Genomic DNA, 19,435 nt, shown 5'->3' on the forward strand with positions numbered 1-19,435 from the left:
GCCGAATCAGTAAAACCGGTCGGAACCGGTCAGGGTCGGTCGGCGCTTGGAATCGGCCGGATCTCGGACCGCAACGGACCGTAACGGGCGCGGAGTCGGGAAGCCTGTGGGCCGGGCGTCGCCACCGCGCCGTCTTCCGATCGGTTCGCCCCACGCCCCCGACCCGAAGCCCGAAACGAAAGGTTCAATTACGTTCCACGGAAACGACGAGATGCGTCAGTAAGCCCCCTCGGGTTGGTAGTCTAGTCCGGTTATGACACCTCCTTGACATGGAGGAGGCCGGCGGTTCAAATCCGCCCCAACCCACTTTTGTCGACACCGCAACTGCGAGCGATAGCGAGCAGTCCGTGTCGACAAAGTGGTGCCGCGGATTTGAAGCAGGGAACACAGCGAGCGCCAGCGAGCGGTGTGACCGAGGTTCAAATCCGCCCCAACCCACTCCGAGTCCTCGCAACAGCGAATGACGGCATCGCGTCGCAGATATCTGAGTAACGTCGTAGCGTCTGGACTGCGCGGCGGTCGGACAGATTTGTTGACTATCGGACCTTTCTCGGTCGTTCTCACCGCTGACGCACGCTCCCGCTGTGAACTCAACGGGAATCGGCGTGAGTCGTCTCAACGCGAAGGACTGATCCGCCCGTTGAGCGCGGATCGATGCGAAGTTTCTTTTACTTCACCCCGGAGGATCCGGGTAGATGAGTGACCGAGGCGGTCGAGCGCCGGACGGGTCCGAATCGCCGATTTCGAACCGTGACGCGGCGGATTCTCTCGCTCCGACGGCGTCGGAATCGGCCGCCCCGACCGCCGACGGCGCGGCGTCGGCCGGGCGACTGGTCGTCGTCTGCGGACTGCCCGGCGTCGGCAAGACGACCGTCGCCGAGCGGATCGCCGACCACGTCGACGGCCGGATACGCCGGACCGACGTGATACGGAAGGAACTGTTCGACGACCCCGCGTACACCGACGCGGAGACGGAGGCCGTCTATACGGAACTTCTCGCTCGGGCGCGCGAGGACGTCGACGCCGGCGAGGCCGTCGTCCTCGACGCGACGTTCGCGGACGACCGGTTCCGAGCGGCGGCCCGCGAGGCGGCCGCCGAGACCGCGGCGGCGTTCGACCTCGTCGAGGTCGCCTGCGACGAGGGCGTCGTCGAGCGGCGGATCGAGCGGCGGGACGGGATCAGCGACGCGGACTTCGAGATCCACCTCCACTTCAAGGAGTTGTTCGACGATATCGCCGGCGACCACGTCGTCGTCGACAACTCCGGGACGGAGGCGGAGACGTTCGCGCAGGTCGACGCCGCGTTCGCCGACGACGGCTCGGCCGAGGACGACGATGTCGAGGACCCGCACGCGGGGGACCCGCACGCCGACCCCGACGAGCGGTCCGCCGCGGTCACCGACGCGGAGTGAGGCCGTCCGGTGTGCGAACGAGTGGCGTGACGAGCGGGCGCACACGTCTCAAATCACTTATACGGGCGAACGCACAACGGGAGGTATGAGCGAAGAATCCGGGCGCAAGAATCTGCGGATGCCCAACGACGACGAAGTGTTCGCCGTGGTGACGGAGCACCTCGGCGGCAACCACGTTCAGCTGCGCTGCGCCGACGGCGTCGAGCGACTCGGCCGGATCCCCGGTCGGATGAAGTACCGCACGTGGATCAGCGAGGGCGACGTCGTGCTCGCCGAGCCGTGGGACTGGCAGGACGAGAAGGCGAACGTCGAGTGGCGGTACGAGGACGAGGACGCCGACCAGCTCCGCCGCGAAGGCCACATCCAGTAATCCGAGATCTCCGGGTCGCGCCGTGCGACCGTCTACACGCCGCGTTCTCTGTCTCCCCTTCGACGTTTCCCTCCGTCCGCGGTGAATCCGCTTTCCGACGCGCGGCCGTCTCGACGACGACTCTCTCGTCCGGGCCGCCGAAACCGACACCGTGAGAACGATCGAACACGACGGCGACGATATGACCCCGAGAGAGCTCCGCGCGGACGTCCCGGCCCTCGGCGACGCGGCGTACTTCAACTTCGGCGCGCACGGGCCCAGCCCGGAGTACGTGGTCGAGGCCGCCGGCTCGTTCGTCGCGGACCACGAGTACGGCTCCGCGACCACCGACCCCTACGAACACGCCTTCGAGACGTACGAGGAGGTGCGCGAGCGGATCGCGGCGTTCGTCGGGGCCGACCCCGAGGAGGTCGCCCTGACCGAGAGCACGAGCGACGGGATCGCCCGCGTCGCGAGCGCGATCGACTGGGAACCGGGCGACGTGGTCGTCCGCACCGACCTCGAACACCCGGCGGGGGTCCTCCCGTGGAAGCGGCTCGAACGCGAGGGCGTCGAGGTGCGCGTGCTGGAGACCGACGAGGGGCGCGTCGACCGCGACGAGTACGCGGAAGCGGTGACCGACGCCCGGCTGGTGTGTTTCAGCGCGATCACGTGGACGCACGGCACGCGGCTCCCGGTGCGGGACCTCGTCGAGATCGCCGACGACGCCGGCGCGTTCACCCTCGTCGACGCGGTCCAGTCGCCCGGACAGGTGGCGATGGACGTACACGAGTGGGGGGCCGACGCGGTCGCGGCCGCCGGCCACAAGTGGACGCTCGGCCCGTGGGGGGCCGGCTTCCTCTACGTCGACCGCGACGCCGCGGCCGACCTCGCGCCGCGCGCGGTCGGCTACCGGGGCGTCACGGACCCAGAAGGCGACGAGATCGAGTTCAAGCCCGGCGCGGGGCGCTTCGAGGTCGGGACGACGACCGCCGCGGCTCACGTCGGCCTGGTCGAGGCGCTCGACGCGATCGACGCCGTCGGGATCGACGCGATCGAGTCGCGGATCGCCGACCTCACCGACCGGCTGAAGGCGGGCGTCCCGGACGACCGACTCCTCAGCCCGGACGCGCACGAGTCCGGGCTGGTCACGGTCGACGTGGACGACCCGGAGGCGACCGTCGACCGGCTCGCCGACGAGGGCGTGATCGTCCGTTCGCTCCCGCACCCCGACGGGATCCGGGCGTCGGTCCACGCCGTCTCGACCGAGGCGGAGATCGACCGGCTCCTCGACGCGCTCGACGCGGAGTGGTGAGCGGAGAGGGGTGCGCCGTCGCGGCGACGGGAGCGGGCGACGCCCAGCGCGACCGGACGCGTTTTAGCGCTCGGCACACGACATCGCACATGGGGTTTCACACGTTCGACGCCGACGGCGCTGACCGGTTGGAGCGGGCGGCGGTGCGGTACCGCTGGGTGTCCGCTGAGGAGGTCGTCGGACCGTTCGCGGGCGACGAGTCCGGCGTCCTCGCCGACCTCGGGAGCGGCACCGGGTTCTACACCGACGACGTCGCCGAGCGCGCCGAGACCGTCTACGGCGTCGACGTCCAGCCGGAGATGCACGAGTACTACCGCGAGAAGGGCGTCCCCGAGAACGTCGAACTGGTCGCGAGCGACGTCGCCGACCTCCCGTTCGCGGACGGCGAACTCGACGGCGCGTTCTCGACGATGACCTACCACGAGTTCGCGAGCCCGGAGGCGGTCGCGGAGGTCGCGAGGGTGGTCGAGACCGGAGGACCGCTCGTCGTGTTCGACTGGACGGCCGACGGCGACGGCGAGCACGGGCCGCCGGTCGACGAGCGGTTCGCCGCCGACGACGCCGTCGCGACGCTGGAGGCGGCTGGGTTCGAGGTCGACTCCGCGTCGACGCGCACGGAGACGTTCGGCGTCGTCGCCCGGGCACCGTAGGCGACCGTCGAATCGGGAAACGAGCGGCTCAGCGTCCGATTCGAACGTTCGTGAAGAAATACCGTTAGGTGCGTCCGGCCCGTAGGCGAGGTATGTCCGCTCGTTCCCGACCGGCGGCCGCGGCCGCAACCGCGCTCGTCCTGCTCGCGACGGTCGCCGCGCGACCGGCCGCGGCCCACGTCGACTACGTCACCGAGGAGCCCGGCGACCCGCTCGACGCGGTGACGTTCGTCGCCGACGTGCTGTCGGACCCGTTCAACGCGGCCCTCTTCGCCGGATCCGGGCTCGCCGCGCTCGTCGGGCTCGCCGTCTACCTGTGGGTGCGGCCCACCATCGTCGACGTGGTCGTCCTCCGCGAGACGCTCGCCGGCTACGGCGACCTCGTCCCGTGGATGCTGCGGCTCGCGGTCGGGCTTCCGCTCGTCGGTGCCGGCTTCCAGGGGTACCTGTTCGCGCCGACGCTCTCGTTCGACCCCGGAACGAGCCCGCTCCTCCGGGTGCTCTTCATCGGCCTCGGCTTCTCCCTCCTCTTCGGGCTCGCGACGCGGATCGCGTCGGCGGTCGGGCTGGCGACGTACGCGTGGGTGTTCCTCGCCGTCGACTCCTCCGTCGTCCTCGCGGTGGAGTACGTCCCGGTGTTCGCGGCGCTCGCGATCCTCGGCGGCGGGCGGCCGAGCGCCGACGACATGCTGTTGGAGGTCGCGAGCACGCCGGGGTCGTACTACGGGCGGATCGACCCGGTCCACCACCTGAAGGCGTTCCTCGACCGGTCGACGGCCCCCTTGCGGCGGTACGTGCCGACGGTGCTCCGGGTCGGGATGGGCGTCTCGTTCGTCTACCTCGGGCTGATCCAGAAGCTCGCCGACCCCGGGAGCGCGCTGCTCGTCGTCGAGAAGTACGACCTCACCTCGTTCGTGCCGGTCGACGCCGGGCTGTGGGTCGTCGGTGCCGGGGTGACCGAGGTCGCGGTCGGGCTGGCGCTCGTCGCGGGCTTTTTCACCCGCGGCGCGGCCGCGCTCTCGTTCGTGCTGTTCACCACGACGCTGTTCGGGCTCCCCGACGACCCCGTCCTCGCGCACGTCGCGCTGTTCGGCATGGCCTCCGCGGTGTTCACGCTCGGAGCCGGCCCGCTGTCGTTCGACCGCTGGTTCGGTCGCCCCGCGCTCGGCGACGACGAGGAGCCGATCGCGCCGGCGGACTGACGGTCCGGTCGGCGGTGTTTAAGTCGCTCTCGCGCGGTGGGACGGGTATGCGCGTCGACCTCGGCAACGCCCTGGAGACGACCCCGGGGCTCACGACGGAGACGCTGGACAGACTCGACGAGCGCGTCGCGGCCGCACACGAGCGGATCACGGCCGGCATGGCCGACGACGAGTTCGGGTACGCGGCGCTGGCCCTGCCGGAGACCGCCGATCCGGACGAGATCTACGCCGCGGTCGACGGGTTCGACCGCCCCGAGGCGGTGCTGACGGTCGGTATCGGCGGGAGCGCGCTCGGCGCGGCGACGCTCGCGACGGCGCTCGAAAGCGACGTGGACGCCTACGTCCTCGACAACGTCGACCCCGACGACGCGCGGGCGCTGCTCGCCGACCTCCCGCTTGCGGACACCGTCCTCAACGTGGTCTCGAAGTCGGGGACGACCGCGGAGACGCTCGCGAACTTCCTCGTCGTCCGCGAGGCGATGGCCGACGCGGGCGTCGACTGGACCGACCGCACCCTCGTCACCACGGGCGAGTCCGGGAACCTCCGGGAGCTGGCCGACCGCCACGACCTGCCGTCGCTGCCGGTCCCGGGCGGCGTCCCCGGCCGCTTCTCGGCGCTGTCGACGGTCGGCCTCGCGGTCGCGGCGCTCCAGGGCCACGACGTCGAAGCCGTCCTCGCGGGCGGCCGCGACGGGATGGCGTCGCTGTCGGGGTCGCTGTACGAGTCGCCCGCCTACGCGTACGGCGCGGCGACGTACGCGCTCGCGGAGCGCGGCGCGCGCACCAACGCCGTGATGCCGTACGCCGAGTCGCTGGAGACGTTCGCGGAGTGGTTCGCGCAGCTGTGGGCCGAGAGCCTCGGGAAGGACGGGCTGGGCCAGACCCCCGCCCGGGCGCTCGGCGCGACCGACCAGCACTCCCAGCTTCAGCTGTACCGCGCCGGGCCGCCGGACAAGCTGGTGACGCTCGTGCGCCCGACCGAGCGCGCCGACGTGCCGATTCCCGAGACCGACCTCGACGGGCTGGCGTACCTCGGCGGCTCGTCGCTCGGCGGGCTGCTCGACGCGGAGTTCGAGGCGACCGAGGCGAGCCTCGCGGCGGCCGACGTGCCGAACGTGCGCGTCGAGGTCGACCGGGTGGACGAGCGCTCCCTCGGGGAACTGCTCTACGGGATGGAGGCGGCCTGCGTGCTGTACGGCGAGCTCGCGAGCGTCTCGACGTTCACCCAGCCCGCGGTCGAGTGGGGGAAGAAGGCGGCCCGCGGGCTGCTCGGCGGCGGCGACTTCCCGGAGGCGGACGCCGTCACGGAGAAGCGCGAACTGCGAGTGGAGTGACGCCGCCGGAACGACCGCGTCGGCGGGGGTGACGCCGCCGACCGCTCGTCGACGGCGACGTGTCGAGACCGTTCCCTTCCGGTGCGACTAAACCGCCGCGAGCCGTACCGCCGGCGATGAGCGACGACCCCCTCGCGGCGGCGGTCGGCGAGCGGCTGACTCGCGTCGCGAGCGCGCTGTTCGCGATCGTGTTCGCGTTCCTCGTCGCGAACGCGGTCACCGTGCCGGGAACGGATCTCGCCGCCGCCGCGGGACTGGTGTCGGAGGGATCGAACGGCTACCGACTGCTCCAGACGCTGCTCCAGTTCGCCGGGTTCGGCGTCGCGGTCGCCGGGTACCTCGCCGTCACCGATCAGTGGGACCTCGCCCGCGTCTCCCGGCCGACCGCCCGCGAGGCGGGGATCATCGTCGGCGGCGGCGTCCTCCTCTTCGGATTCCAGTACGGGGCCCTGTTCGCGCTCGATCAGGTCGGCCTCTCCACCGGCCAGAACCAAGCGGTCGTCCCGGGCGGCGACCCGGTCACCTACTACCTCGCGATGATCGCGGTGTCGCTCGCGGTGGTCGGCCCGGTCGAGGAACTGCTCTTCCGCGGCGTCGTTCAGGGCGGGATCCGGCGCGCGTTCGACGCCGTCCCGGCGATACTCATCGCGAGCGTCGCGTTCGGGCTGATCCACCTCCCCGCGGTCTCCGGGACGGCGGGCGAGCAGTGGGCGTACGTCGGCGTCGTCGTCGTGTTGGGGGCGGTCCTCGGCGCGTTCTACGAGTGGACGGACAACGTGGTGGTCCCCGGGCTGGTACACGGCGTGTACAACGCGGTCACCTACGTGGTGCTGCTCGCGCAGGTGGTCTGACGGGCGGAACGCGACCCGGTCCCGACGCCGCTAAAACTCCGCTTTCCCCCACCGGAGGTCGTCGTAGGTCGCCTGCTGGTCGCTGCCGAGCCGCTCCTCGAACTTCCGGCGGAGCGCCGCCTTCTCCGTGGCCGAGATCCGCGCCAGCTCGTCCGCCTTCGCGACCGGCTCGGGGGGCCCGCGCGTCGCCGCCACCTCGGCGACGATCTGCCGGGTGAGCCGCTCGCGGAGGTCCGGGTCGCGCGTGAACGCGTACGGGGCCTCCAGCTTGTACGTCACGTCGGTGCGGGGGTCGTAGACGACCATGAACGTGACCTCGTACAGCTCGGCGTCCAGCTCGCGGTCGACGCCGAGCGCGTCCCCGTCGGCGGCCATCGGGGCGTCCGCGCCGCCGCGGCTCCGGAACCACGTGGTGAAGGTGAGGTCGTCGTCGAGCCGCGCGCCGCGGTCGGCGGCGCGGTCGCCGCCCGCGTCCGTCCCCGCGGAACCCCCGTCGGGCTCGCGCCGCTCCAGCAGCCGCGTGAACAGCGCGGTGTCGTCGGGCCACGGCGACTCGACGCCGGCGCGCGCCAGCGCCCGGACCGCGGTGCCGCTCGCGGGGTTCTTCACGAACCCGGCCAGCGGCACGTCGCGCTCGACGAACCGCTCGACGAGGCGGACGTACTTCTCGATCACCCCGCGCGGCTTCGCCTCCCGTGCGAGTTCGCCGAGTTCGGGGTCGCGGTCCGCCCACGTGAACAGCTCCTTCGGGTAGATCGGACCGTCGAGGACGAGCAGGTCGTCGACCTCGTCCGCGTGGTCGAGCGCGTGGGTCCCCTCCGCGAGGTATAAGCCGAGGGCGTGGACGACCCGCTCCGCGTAGCGGTTCACCCGGGGGACGTGGAACACCCGCTGGCGGGTGTGGCCCTCGTCTCGCTTCGTCCACTCGCTGTCGAAGCCGGCGGTCGAGTCGCCGGCGTGGACGGTGGCGACGATGGTGCGGTCGCGGTGGAGGTCCAGATCCGTCGGCGAACTCGCCATCGCCGCGTGCGCGACGTCGACGACGAGCCCGTTCTTGAACGTCGTGGGGTTGATCGTGCCCGAGTCGAGCCCGTGGACCGTCTCGAACGGGCGCTCGGCGAGCGCGACGTCGTCGATGTCGGTCCGGCGGCGCTCGTGGTCGCCGAGCGCCTCGATCACGACCCGACCCTCGCGGCGGAGCTCGGGGAGCCACTCGCGCCAGACGCGCTCGGCGAGGTCGTCGTGGTCCGTCGCGTCCACGTCGCCGCCGATGCCGTACGCGAGCTGCGCGATGTTCTCGACGTGGATCGGATCGAGCGTCACGACCGTAGACCGGGCCGGACCGACATAAAAGTCGTCGGCTCGGTGGCCGCGGGGAGACGAACGCCCGGACGAAGCCGTTCGACTACCGTGGAACAACCGGCAAGACTATTCGCCGACCGGTGGCCGATCGGAGGAACCTGTTATTGCGTCTTCAGCTACGCTCCGGCGTCCAAACGGCAGTATCAGAGATAATACTCGGAGGCGATGTGCTTTTATTACATACGACAATCGACGCCTATGGGAGAGACTGCGAGCGGCGTACCTTCGGAGGGATCGGGCGGGCTGGCGGAGAGCGTCCGGGACGTGATCCGGTACATCCCGGACGGCACCTCGATGCCCGAGGAGATGTGGGCACCGCGACACCGGAACATCCTGATCGCCACCCTGGTTCAGGTCCCGTTCCTGATCGGGCTGGGGCTCTACGACGGGACCGAATCGTTCACCGGAGCGCAGATCCCGGCGACGCCGCTGTGGATGCTCGGGGGGTTCGTCGCCGTCATCCTCGCCACCGCCGCGCTGGCGAGCTGGTCGCGGCTCGGCCGCCGCCAGCGGACGGTCCTCACGGCGTTCAGCCTCATGACCGTCTCGATGGCGATGGTGAAGCTGTCGGGCGGGTACATCGAGGCGCACTTCAGCTTCTTCGTGTTTATCGGGATACTCGCGCTGTACGAGGACTGGCTCCCGTTCGCCGTCGGCGTCGGGTACGTGGCGGTCGGCCACGGGGCGTTCAGCCTCATCGACTCGAGTCTCGTCTACAACCACACCGCGGCGATCGAGAACCCGATCGTCTGGGGCGGAATCCACGCGTTCTTCGTCCTCGGGCTCGCCGGCGCGCTGATGGTCAACTGGTACTCGATCGAGAAGTCGCGGGAGGCGGCCCGCGAACAGCTCGAACTGGCGGAGCGGAAGCAGTCGGAGATCCAGGACGTCGAGGCGGCGAAGGCCGAGGTCGAGGAGCGCCGCGAGGAGGTCGAGCGGCTGAACAGCCACTTGGAGACGAAGGCCGACGACTACAGCGCGGCGATGGACCGCGCGGCCGACGGCGACCTCACGGTTCGGCTCGACACGGAGAGCGAGAGCGAGGCGATGGCGCAGATCGGCGCGGCGTTCAACGGCATGATGGACGACATCGACGAGGCGATGGGCGAGGTCCGGTCGTTCGCCCGGGACGTGTCGACCGCGAGCGAGAACACGGTCCGCGGCGTCGAGACGGCGAGCGACCGGAGCGAGACCGTCAGTCACTCCGTCACCGAGATCGCGGAGGGGGCGGACGAACAGCGCGAGATGCTCCGACAGGTGTCCGACGAGATGAACGACCTCTCGGCGACGATCGAGGAGGTCGCCTCCTCGACCCAGACGGTCGTCGACGTCGCCGAGCAGACCGCGGAGATCGCCGACGACGGCGAGGAGACCGCCGAGGCCGCCATCGAGCGCGTCGAGGAGTCCCGCGAGGCGCTCGACTCCGCCGCGGGAACGGTCCAGCAGCTCGACGAGCGGATGGAGGACATCGGCGAGATCGTCGACCTCATCGGCGACATCGCCGAGCAGACGAACCTGCTCGCCCTGAACGCGAACATCGAGGCCGCGCGCGCCGGCGGGAGCGGCGGCGGCAGCGACGGGTTCGCGGTCGTCGCCGACGAGGTGAAACAGCTCGCCGAGGAGACGCAGGACGCCGCCACGGAGATCGAAGAGCTGATCGGCGACACGCAGGCGCAGACCGAGGGGACGGTGACGGCCGTCCGGAGCGCCGAGGAGAACATCGCGGCGGGTGCCGAGGCCGTCGAGGACGCCGCGGACGCGTTCTCGCAGGTGTCGGACAACGCGCGAGAGACCGACGAGGGGATCCGAGAGATCAGCCGCGCCACCGACGACCAGGCCGCCAGCACGGAGGAGACGGTGTCGATGGCCGAAGAGGTCGCGGGGATCAGTCAGTCGACCGCGGACGAGGCCGACGCGGTCGCCGAGGCCGCGGACGAGCAGTTGGCCGCGATGAGCGACGCGACGGCGGAGGCCGGGTCGCTCGCGGAGCAGGCCGAGCGGCTCGGATCGCTCGTCGGCGAGTTCGACGTCTCCGGCGACGAGGCCGACCCCGGATCCGGTCCGGGAGCGACCGTCGCGGTCGGCGACGGCGGACAGCCGGAGTAAGTCCGGCGGCGGTCGGTTCGGTACGGTTCGGTACGGTTCGGTGCGGGTCTTTTCGGCGGTTCAGGGCCGGTCGGCGTCCGATTCGGACCAGAGGGTTTCGAGGACCGGCAGCGCGCGCTTCACCTGCGCGCCGTCCTCGACGAACACCAGCGTCCGGGGCGGGCGCGACGCCTTCGGACGGACGCGGAGGTCCGCCTCGGTCGCCGCGGTCGCGGCCGCTTCCGGGGCGGCGATCGCCTCGATCCGCGCGCGGTCCGGCTGGACGAACACCTCGGCCACGGGGTCGAGGAGGGTGTCTGCGTCCCCCGCGTCGCGGTCGTCTCCGCGCGCCCCGGCCGCGATCCGGTACGCCAGCGCACCGTCGGTCGTCGCCTCGACGTCCGGGTCGGCGTCGACGACCGTCAGGCCGCGGAGTCGGCTCTCGTTGCCCGTCACCTCGGAGGCGAGCAGCTGTGCGATCCGGACGCCGTCCGTGAGGCGGTCGGCGACCATTCAGGCCGCCTCCGGGTCGTCGCTCGTCTCGGCCGCATCGTCCGTCTCGCCTGCGGCGGCCGCGTCCTCGCCCGCCTCGGCCGCGAGTTCCTCGCGCACGTCGGCCGCGAGGCGGTCGACGGCGGCCCCCTGTTCGCGGGCGTAGAGGACCGCGGCGGCCTCGATGGTGATCGCCAGCGCGCGCTGCCGCTCGTTGATCGCGGCGACCGCGCGCTGCTTCTCGACGCCGGTCGCGACGACCGCGTCGAGCGCGCTCTCGAAGGTGGACTGCTCGCGGAGCACCGACTCGTCCGGCGTGAACCCCTCCGGGACGGTCACCTCCGCGGGGTCGAACTGCGGGACGAGGTCGCCGTCCTCGGACGCGAGGAGGCCGCGTCCGAGCGCGACGTCGACGAGCCGCTTCGCCTGATCGGGCGAGAACCACTCCCGTTCCAGCGACAGGGCGACGACGAACTCCCCCTGACCGAGCCGGTCCCGGGCCTCGGTCTTGAACGGGGCGGCGACGGCGACCTCCAGGCTCATGTGAGACGGACGGCGCGGCGGGCGCGTAAACGTGTCGGACCCGGGGTCGCGACCGGCCGCGGGTCAGGTCGACGGGCGGAGGCGCTCCCCGTCGACCCGACGGCCGACGGCGAGCGCGACGGCGGGGATGCTGTCGATCAGGTACGACGCGGACGGTTCCGCGGTTAGGGGGAAGCGAGCGGTTCCGCGGTCAGGAAGGGTGTCCGAGCCGGGCCGAGCGGCGGACCGAAGCGAGGAGCGAGTGTCAGTCGTCGCCGCCGGGAGTCGGGGTCGCCGTTTCGCCGGGACCGTCGGCCGAGACCGGGTTCACGTCGATGGTGAAACCGGTCAGCGCCATGCCGAACAGCACGAGCGGCGAGAAGAACGCGAACAGGAAGTACGGCGCGTACTCCACCGTCGGCACGCCGGTGGCGCTCGCCATGAAGACGGCCCCCGCGTGCCACGGGAACAGCGCGCCGGTCGGGGTCCCGGCGGCCTCGACCGCGCGGGAGAGCTGGTCGCTGTCCAGCCCGAACTCGTCGTAGGTGTTCCGGAGCGTGACGCCCGGGAGGACGATGCTCATGTACTGCTGGGCCGTGAGCGCGTTGATGAAGATCGCCGAGATGCCGGTCCCGGCGACGAGCGCCCCCGGACTGCGCACCGCCGACGTGAAGGCGTGGGCGATCACCGCGAGGACGCCCGTGCGCTCCAAGATCCCGCCGAGCGAGAGCGCGGCGACGACGACCGTGATCGTCCACGCGGAGCCGGTGAGCCCGCCGGTCGCGAGGAGTTCGTTCACCGTCTCCGAGGCCGACTCGGGCGCGGTGCCGTACATGAACGTCTCCCACGCGGCGACGAAGCCGGCCCCCTGAAGGAAGATCGTCGTGAGCGCGCCGGCGAAGACGCCGGCGACGAGGGTCGGGAGCGCGGCGTAGCCGCGCAGCGCCAGCCCGAAGGTGACGACCAGCGGGACGAAGGCGACGGCGGTGATCGCGTACGTCTCGGTGAGCCCGTTCTGGATGTCGGTGATCCGGCCCACCGGGATGGACCCGCTGATCTGGAGTCCGACCGCGGCGAACGCGACCACGGCGAGTCCGAAGGCGACCGCGGTGCCGGTCCGCATCCGGCGGATGTGCGCGTACAGATCGGTGTTGGTGACGCCGGCCGCGAGGTTCGTGGTGTCGGAGAGCGGCGACTGCTTGTCGCCGGCGTACGCGCCCGAGAGGACGGCCCCGACCGTCATCGGGGCGGGGACGCCGAGTCCCGCGCCGATGCCGACGAAGGCGACGCCGAGCGTCCCCACCGTGGTCCACGAGGAGCCGATGGCGAACGCGACGACGGCGGCGAGGACCGCGGCCGCCGGGAGGAACGTCGTCGGCGAGAGGATCTCCAGCCCGTAGTACATCAGGCTGGGGATCGTGCCGGCGCTGACCCACGTCGCGATCAGCCCGTAGATGGTGAAGATGATGAGGATCGCCTGCAGCCCCATCACGAGTCCGTTCGCGATGCCGTCGAACAGGTCGTCCCAGTCGTAGCCGAGCCACAGCCCGAACGCGCCGACGAAGGCGATACTCCAGAGGAGCGGCGGGTGCGGGTCGAGGCCGAGGACGGCCGAGCCGATGCCGAGGAACGCCACGACGGCGAGGACCGGGACCAGCGCCGCCGCGAAGCTGGGGCGGCGGTCCGGGTCGAGGTCCTCGTACGCCGTCGGCGTGAACGAGCGTGCCATGAACGGCCATATTTCCTTGAAGCATAAGTATGGCTCGAAATATGAGCGAATAGTATAACGATCGTTCATCGGTGTCTCCGCTCGGCGTCGACTCCCGAGCCGTTCCTCCGAGACTCGGCGCGTCCGACCGTGTGCCGCCGTGTCGCGGCGGTCCGCGAACGGACGGTCTTATACGGGTCCGCGGTCAAGTCGGGGCAACATGATATTTGAGGGCCTCCCGACGACCCCCCGCTCGGAGGAACTCGTCGACAAGGCGTTCTCGCGGGCGGCTCGGGCCGGGCGCGCGAAGCGCGGCCACGAGGCGCAGGAGTCGATGCTGCGGACCGCCGGCAACGTGCTCTCGGACAACTTGGAGAACGTCGTCACCTCGTGGCCCGACTTCGGCTTCGACGTCGACCCGTTCTACTACGAGCTGGCGGACGCCATCGTCGACGTGGACCGCCTCCGACAGGCGCTCTCGCAGGTGATGTGGGCCAGCCGCCAGATCGAGGACCTCCGCGACGAGTACACGACGAAGATCCGCGACTCCGACGTCGACACCGCGCGGAAACACCGCAAGCAGGCGTTCGCCCGCATGGCGGACGTGATGGATCAGATCGGCGACGACCTGCGGTACATCGGCGACTCGCGGGACCAGCTGAAGGTGCTGCCGGACATCCGGCCCGACGAGCCGGCCATCGTCGTCGCCGGCTACCCGAACGTCGGGAAGTCCTCGTTCGTCAACCGGGTCACCCGCGCGTCGAACCGGATCGCGGAGTACCCGTTCACCACGAAGGGGATCCAGGTCGGCCACTTCGAGCGGGACCACGTCCGCTACCAGATCGTCGACACGCCCGGCCTGCTCGACCGCCCGGAAGACGAGCGCAACGACATCGAGCGGCAGGCGGTGAGCGCCCTCGAACACCTCGCGGACGCCGTCGTCTTCGTGATCGACCCCTCCGGCGACTGCGGCTACCCGCTCGACGTCCAGCTGGAGCTCCGCGAGGAGGTCCGCGAGCTGTTCGGCGCGGACGTGCCGCTGCTCACGGTGGCGAACAAACACGACCGCTTCGAGGCGGTCAAGGCGGAATCCGTCGACGCGACGATGAGCGTCACGGAGGACGAGAACGTCGAGGATGTCCTCGATCTGGCCGTCGACGCGGTCGGCTACGAGCCGGACCTCCCCACCCGCGACGGGGAGTAGTCGGGCGGACTTCTCTTCGTTATCCCTTTCGTCGCGCAGTCACCGAAAAGAGCGATGCGACCGGGCGCGTCCCGTCAGGCCGGGACCGCCTCGTACACGACGTTCACGGAGACGGTCACGCTCACGTCGCCCGTCTCGACCGCCGTCGAAGCGCCCCCGGACGCGTCAGCGCCGTCCGCGGCCCCGGTGTACGACTCGGCGACGTACGGCCGCGACCGCGACTGCGCGGTCGACACCTCGTAGACGCCGGACACCTCCAGCCCGCTCGCGTTGGCGAGCGCGCCCGCGTCGTCGTCCGCGTTCGCCATCGCCGTCTGAATCGCCTCCTCGCGGACCTCGCGCTCGCGCTCCTCGCTCAGGCCGAACCGGATCCGCTGGACCTCGTCCGCGCCCGCGTCGACCGCCACGTCGATGACCTCGCCGACGGCGTCGACGTCGTCGAGTTCGATCACGTACCGGTGGGAGCCCTCGTACCGCGTGCGGTTCGGGTCCTCCCGGGTCTCGTAGCTCTCGCGGACGTCGTACTCGTCGGTCCGGATCGCGTCGTCGTCGAGCCCCCAGTCCGTCAGCGCGCCCCGGAGTTCCTCCTCGCCGGCGTCCAACTCGTCGCGGACCGCCGCGGCGTCCTCGCCCGTCGCGGTCACCGCGACGCGGAGCGTGGCGCGGTCGGGTGCCGAGGTCGCCTCGCCCGCGGCGGTCACGGTGATGCTCCGCTCCAGTTGCGCCTCGTCGCCGTCGGCCGGCGCGGCGGTCCCCGCGAACCCCGAGCAGCCGGCGAGCGCGACGAGCGCCGCGATGCCGATGAGTGCCGTCAGTCGCCTGTCCATACCGACCGATCGACGGGGGAGACCTATAAAACGCCGATAGCGCAAAGAGCCGTTTTCGCTACTCGTCGCCGCGGGCGCGGTCGTCGGCCGCGTCCTCGGCGGCCTCCTCTTCAGCGGCCTCCTCCTCGGCCGCCTCCTCGTCGACCTCGTCGTGGTCCACCACGTACGTGTCGTCGAGGTGGGGCTGTTCGTCCTCCGGCTCGTCCCCGACGGGCGTCTCGTCGCCGCCCGCATCGTCGCCGTCAAGCGCGTCGTCGACGGCCGCGTCCGCGGCGTCGGACTCCTCGGCGTCGGACACCTCGTCGCCGTTTCCGGCGTCACGGTCGTCGCCGTCCCCGCCGTTTCCGGCGTCGCCCCCGTTCTCGCCGTCGACGACGCGGCTCTCGACGGCGCGTACGTCGGTCCCCTCCGACCGCTCCGGGTCGCGCTCGACGCCGCCCGACATGTCGGTCGCGCGGCGGCCGGAGCCGAACAGCCGCTCGCGCAGCGATCGAGAGCTCGGCCGCTCGGTGAGCAGCACCGAGGCGTCGACCTCGTGGATCACGTCGAGGTGGAGCGAGTTCGAGACGAGCCGCGAGAGCAGCCCCTTTTCCGTGGCCCCGATGATGACGAGGGTCTTGTCTGCGGCCGCCCGGCAGATGCCGTCCTCGACGTCGCCGCCGTCGTCGACGACGAGCTCCGCGTCGTCGAGGCCGTGTTCCTCCGCCCACGCCGCGAGGAACGCCTCGCCCCGCCCCCTGTCCGCGGGGTCGTCGACCACGTGGAGCAGCGTCACCTCGGCGTCGGCGGTGTCCGCGAGCACCCGCGCCACCTCCGCGCTCAGGTCCGAGTCCGGGCCGCCGGAGGTGGGGATGAGGATCCGGGAGGTGTCGAGGTCCTCCTCGTTGAGGATGAGGAAGTCGCAGGGGAGCTGGTTCGTCAGCTCGTCGATCGGGCGCTCGGCGCGGGCGGCGCTCCACAGCTGGTCGTCGCCCCACCCCATCAGCACCGAGTCCGGACGCGTCCGCCGAGCCATGTTGAACACCTCCTCGAACGAGCGGTGTGAGATCACCGTCGACGTGGACACCTCGACATTGTAGTCCGCCGCCGTCGACCGGAGGTTCGCCATCCCCTCGGCGGAGGCGTCCGCGATCCGCTGTCCCGCGTCGCCGGAGGACAGCGACATGCGCTCGGGCGCTTGGACGACGTGGACGATGTGGACGACGCCGTCATCGTGGCTGCTCGCGAGCCGCGCCGCCAGCTCGACGACCGGCCCGTCGGTCCGCGGGTTCGTGATCGGCACCATGACGCGGTACCCCTCGCCCGCGAACAGCGTCGCCTCGGTGGCGTCGAGGATGGGGACGTACGACCGCCCGGCCGCCCGACCGAACACCCACTCGGGCACGGTCAGCCGACGGCTGACGCCCTCGAAGCGCGCCTCCTCCAGCCGCTCCTCGCTGGTCTGGAAGTAGTTGACGAGCGTGACCAAGACGACGCCGCCGATGGTGTTCCCGAGCAACACCGGGAGGACGAAGCCGACGAGGCCGGAGTAGAGGCTGATCTCCGCGCCGTACAGCGGGATGCCGTACTGGAAGAACAGGTACACGACCTCGGTGAAGGAGACGACGACGTGGAACAGGTCGCCGAGCGGGATCGCGAGGAACGCGAGGTAGACGACGAGCATCCGGCTCATCGAGTCTGTGGAGGCGAAGCCGACCCAGACGACGCCGGCGACGATCAGTCCGGCCATCGCGGCCTTGAAGAACAGCGGGACGAACGGGACGCCGAAGCCGCCCTCGGAGATGTACCGCGCCGCCTCGACGGTGTCGCCCGTGAAGACGCCGCCGTACGAGAGGACGGCCGCGCCGACCACGCCGCCGACGAAGTTGCCCGCGAGGACGATCGTCCAGTGGCGCAGCAGGGTCGGGAGGCTCGCGAGCCGTTCGAGCGTGAGCGCCACCGGCGGCAGCGTGTTCTCGGTGTACAGCTGGTAGCCGCCGATGATGATGTAGATGAACCCGAGCGGATAGAGGAGAACGCTGAGTATCGGGTGGGAATCGGTCGCCGCCGTCAGCGAGGCGTACAGCATGAACGTGATCGTGATCGCCAGCCCGGCCGCGAGACCGCTGAAGAACAGCTCGCGGCTCCCCGAGGTCACCTCCTCGTCCGCGGCGGCGATGATCCGCTGGAACACCTCGTCGGAGGAGAACCGGTCCCTGACCGCCTCGCCGACCGCGGGCGCGCCGCTCCGGGACCGCTCGACGACCTCACGCATCGAATCGTCGTCGGGTTGCTCTGAATCGGTCACTGCCGGAGGCCACGGAGCCCCGATAAAAAGCCCTTGCTCTTCCGTTCACCCGGGGGAGAACGACCGGACTGCGGCGGGGTGTGCGGTCGGCGACGTTCGGGGGGTAGAGGGCCGTGCGGGGTCGCCGCGGACTCAGGCGCGCTCGACGGTCACCGTGCGGACCTCGACGGCGACCTCGCCGCCGACCACGGTCTCGATGCGGCCGTCGAGCGCGGGCGCGATGCCCTCGACGGTGCCGCCGGGCGGCGCGCCGACCGTGACCACGACGCGGTCGGTCTCGAGCGGCGGGACCGTCCCGGTCCGCTCGACGCTCAGTTCGAGCAGTTCGAACTCCGAGTTCAGCGCCGCCAGTTCGTCGCTCGCGGCGGCCCGGATGTCGCTCTCCGTGGTTGAGGCGACGTACGACTCGTAGGTGACGCCGCCGAGGAACACCGAGAGCAGCGCGATGGCGACCGCCAGCACGGCGACGCGCTTGAGGAACGCCGCGCGCGCGTCGTCCTCGCGGAACCACCGCTGCGGGCGGTACCCCTCGTACCACAGCATGACCAGCGCGGAGAGGTTGATGGAGAGGACGTTCACCGCGACGATGACGCCCGCGCCGACCACGAGCCGCGGAATCTGGAAGGCGATCCCGATCCCGACCGCGGCCGCGGGCGGGATCAGCGCCACCGCGATCATCACGCCCACGAGCGTCGCCGAGACGCCGGTCATCAGCGAGACGATGCCCGCCACGCCAGCGCCGACCGCGACGACCAACACGAGGACGTTGGGCGCGAGCCGCTCGGACACCTCCGCGAGTTCGAGCGGGTCGAGCCCCGGCGGGACCAGGGCGAGCGAGCGCAGCGCGAACGCGAACAGCGTGGCCGCGAGGACGGCGACCCCGACGCCGAGCACCTGCATCCGCACGCCGCGCCGGAACAGCGCCTCGTCGTCGACGACGGTCCCGATGGCGGCGGACATCGCCGGCCCGATGAGCGGCGCGATCACCATCGACCCGACCACGGTGGCAGGGGAGTCGAGCAGCAGGCCCGCGGTGGCGATCACCGCCGAGATGACGGTCATCAGCACGTACGTGCCGAGCCCCGAGGCGAGGTCGTCCGCCTTGGCCTGAAGCTCCTCGCGGGAGATCCGGTCGCCGCCGCGCTCGGCGTCCTCCTCGTACGCGTCTTCGAGCGCCTCGAACCGCCGGGAGATGACCGTCTCGGCCGCGACGATGACGGTGTAGGTGCTCTCGTCGATCCCCGCCTCGCGGAGCCGTTCGAGGACCGGTTCGACCGCGGCCGTCGGCAGCGGGAACGTCGCGACCGCGGTGTACTCCCGTCCGCTGGTCTCGTCGGTGACGACGTAGTCGACCCCCTCGTCGTCGAGCGCGCGGACGACCGCCGCGCGCTTGCCTGCCGGAATCATGACCTGAACGAGTCGCACGGTCGCCGGTCGCGCCGGCGGCCCTTATAAGGTGGGAACGGCGCGGTCGCCGCGAGCCGCGAGAAACGGAACTTTAATGCGCGAATCGCCCGCACCTCCAGCCAAGAATGATCTCGCCGCTGGTCATCGACACGTTCCTGCTCGATTATCACCTCGGGCACGTCATACTGTTCGGGCTCGTCGCCTCGCTCCTGGGAGCCGCGCCGCTGAAGTCGCAGAAGATGTTCGCGTCGATCTTGGCCGTCTTCGGCGTCGTCTTCCTCGCGGCACCGTACACGACGATGCCGGCGACCTACGTTCTGGTCGGTATCCCGCTCATCTTGATCGGCACGCTGCTGTGGACGATGTCCAGCAGCTGAGACCGGTCTTCTTCCGAGCGTTCCCGCCCCCTCCTCCGGCGTTCCCGTCCC

17 protein-coding genes and 1 tRNA gene are annotated in these 19,435 nt (G+C 71.0%); 11 read left to right on the forward strand and 7 right to left on the reverse strand.

The genetic code is table 11. The features are described from left to right. Window positions 1-231: 231 nt before the first annotated feature. The 8 genes from C472_RS02090 to C472_RS02125 all read left to right on the forward strand — a co-directional run bounded on the left by C472_RS02090 (window position 232) and on the right by C472_RS02125 (window position 7,113). Window positions 232-306: transfer RNA gene (locus C472_RS02090), tRNA-Val, on the forward strand. Between the two features lie 389 nt (window positions 307-695). Beyond that, complete coding sequence (locus tag C472_RS02095; protein WP_006628130.1) at window positions 696-1,412, forward strand: AAA family ATPase; 717 nt, start codon at window positions 696-698, stop codon at window positions 1,410-1,412. Between the two features lie 85 nt (window positions 1,413-1,497). Next, window positions 1,498-1,782: a translation initiation factor eIF-1A gene (locus C472_RS02100; protein WP_006628131.1), complete on the forward strand. Its 285-nt coding sequence runs from the start codon at window positions 1,498-1,500 to the stop codon at window positions 1,780-1,782. A gap of 151 nt (window positions 1,783-1,933) precedes the next feature. Beyond that, window positions 1,934-3,076 (forward strand): aminotransferase class V-fold PLP-dependent enzyme, encoded by a 1,143-nt coding sequence (locus C472_RS02105; RefSeq protein ID WP_006628132.1) that lies wholly within the window; start codon window positions 1,934-1,936, stop codon window positions 3,074-3,076. A gap of 89 nt (window positions 3,077-3,165) precedes the next feature. Further along, on the forward strand, window positions 3,166-3,726 hold the full coding sequence (locus C472_RS02110) for a class I SAM-dependent methyltransferase (protein WP_006628133.1): 561 nt from the start codon (window positions 3,166-3,168) through the stop codon (window positions 3,724-3,726). Between the two features lie 92 nt (window positions 3,727-3,818). Continuing rightward, window positions 3,819-4,928, forward strand: a complete 1,110-nt coding sequence (locus C472_RS02115) for a DoxX family protein (protein WP_006628134.1) — start codon at window positions 3,819-3,821, stop codon at window positions 4,926-4,928. A 47-nt stretch (window positions 4,929-4,975) separates the two neighbouring features. Continuing rightward, entirely contained in the window at window positions 4,976-6,262 is a 1,287-nt protein-coding gene (locus tag C472_RS02120) for a hypothetical protein (protein ID WP_006628135.1), read from the forward strand. A gap of 116 nt (window positions 6,263-6,378) precedes the next feature. After that, a complete protein-coding gene (locus C472_RS02125; protein WP_006628136.1) occupies window positions 6,379-7,113 on the forward strand; it encodes a CPBP family intramembrane glutamic endopeptidase in 735 nt (244 codons plus the stop codon). 30 nt (window positions 7,114-7,143) lie between these two features. Here C472_RS02125 and C472_RS02130 read toward each other — a convergent pair whose 3' ends face one another. Next, on the reverse strand, window positions 7,144-8,436 hold the full coding sequence (locus tag C472_RS02130) for a DNA double-strand break repair nuclease NurA (RefSeq protein WP_006628137.1): 1,293 nt from the start codon (window positions 8,434-8,436) through the stop codon (window positions 7,144-7,146). Between the two features lie 237 nt (window positions 8,437-8,673). Here C472_RS02130 and C472_RS02135 point away from each other — a divergent pair, with 237 nt between their 5' ends. Beyond that, window positions 8,674-10,581, forward strand: coding sequence for a methyl-accepting chemotaxis protein (locus C472_RS02135; RefSeq protein WP_006628138.1), 1,908 nt, complete (start codon window positions 8,674-8,676; stop codon window positions 10,579-10,581). 60 nt (window positions 10,582-10,641) lie between these two features. On the opposite strand, the gene C472_RS02140 is transcribed toward C472_RS02135, so the two are convergent. The 3 genes from C472_RS02140 to arcD all read right to left on the reverse strand — a co-directional run bounded on the left by C472_RS02140 (window position 10,642) and on the right by arcD (window position 13,303). Further along, window positions 10,642-11,073, reverse strand: coding sequence for a hypothetical protein (locus tag C472_RS02140; protein WP_006628139.1), 432 nt, complete (start codon window positions 11,071-11,073; stop codon window positions 10,642-10,644). Continuing rightward, window positions 11,074-11,595 (reverse strand): DUF2240 family protein, encoded by a 522-nt coding sequence (locus C472_RS02145; protein WP_006628140.1) that lies wholly within the window; start codon window positions 11,593-11,595, stop codon window positions 11,074-11,076. It abuts the gene before it with no gap. A 244-nt stretch (window positions 11,596-11,839) separates the two neighbouring features. After that, the gene (arcD, locus tag C472_RS02150; protein WP_006628141.1) at window positions 11,840-13,303 is read right to left on the reverse strand and encodes an arginine/ornithine antiporter ArcD; all 1,464 of its coding nucleotides are present in this window, start codon (window positions 13,301-13,303) and stop codon (window positions 11,840-11,842) included. Window positions 13,304-13,502: 199 nt separating this feature from the next. Here arcD and C472_RS02155 point away from each other — a divergent pair, with 199 nt between their 5' ends. Then, entirely contained in the window at window positions 13,503-14,486 is a 984-nt protein-coding gene (locus tag C472_RS02155) for an NOG1 family protein (protein WP_006628142.1), read from the forward strand. A 74-nt stretch (window positions 14,487-14,560) separates the two neighbouring features. Here the strand turns inward: C472_RS02155 and C472_RS02160 are convergent, their stop codons facing one another. The 3 genes from C472_RS02160 to C472_RS02170 all read right to left on the reverse strand — a co-directional run bounded on the left by C472_RS02160 (window position 14,561) and on the right by C472_RS02170 (window position 19,007). Then, entirely contained in the window at window positions 14,561-15,313 is a 753-nt protein-coding gene (locus tag C472_RS02160; protein WP_006628143.1) for an SIMPL domain-containing protein, read from the reverse strand. A 58-nt stretch (window positions 15,314-15,371) separates the two neighbouring features. Further along, a complete protein-coding gene (locus C472_RS02165) occupies window positions 15,372-17,600 on the reverse strand; it encodes a formate/nitrite transporter family protein (protein WP_049906206.1) in 2,229 nt (742 codons plus the stop codon). A 132-nt stretch (window positions 17,601-17,732) separates the two neighbouring features. Beyond that, window positions 17,733-19,007, reverse strand: coding sequence for a TIGR00341 family protein (locus C472_RS02170; protein WP_049906215.1), 1,275 nt, complete (start codon window positions 19,005-19,007; stop codon window positions 17,733-17,735). A gap of 125 nt (window positions 19,008-19,132) precedes the next feature. Here C472_RS02170 and C472_RS02175 point away from each other — a divergent pair, with 125 nt between their 5' ends. Beyond that, window positions 19,133-19,384, forward strand: coding sequence for a hypothetical protein (locus tag C472_RS02175; protein WP_006628146.1), 252 nt, complete (start codon window positions 19,133-19,135; stop codon window positions 19,382-19,384). Window positions 19,385-19,435 lie beyond the last annotated feature (51 nt).

Origin of the sequence: Halorubrum tebenquichense DSM 14210 (genome assembly GCF_000337415.1) — an archaeon.
GTDB classification, from domain to species: domain Archaea; phylum Halobacteriota; class Halobacteria; order Halobacteriales; family Haloferacaceae; genus Halorubrum; species Halorubrum tebenquichense.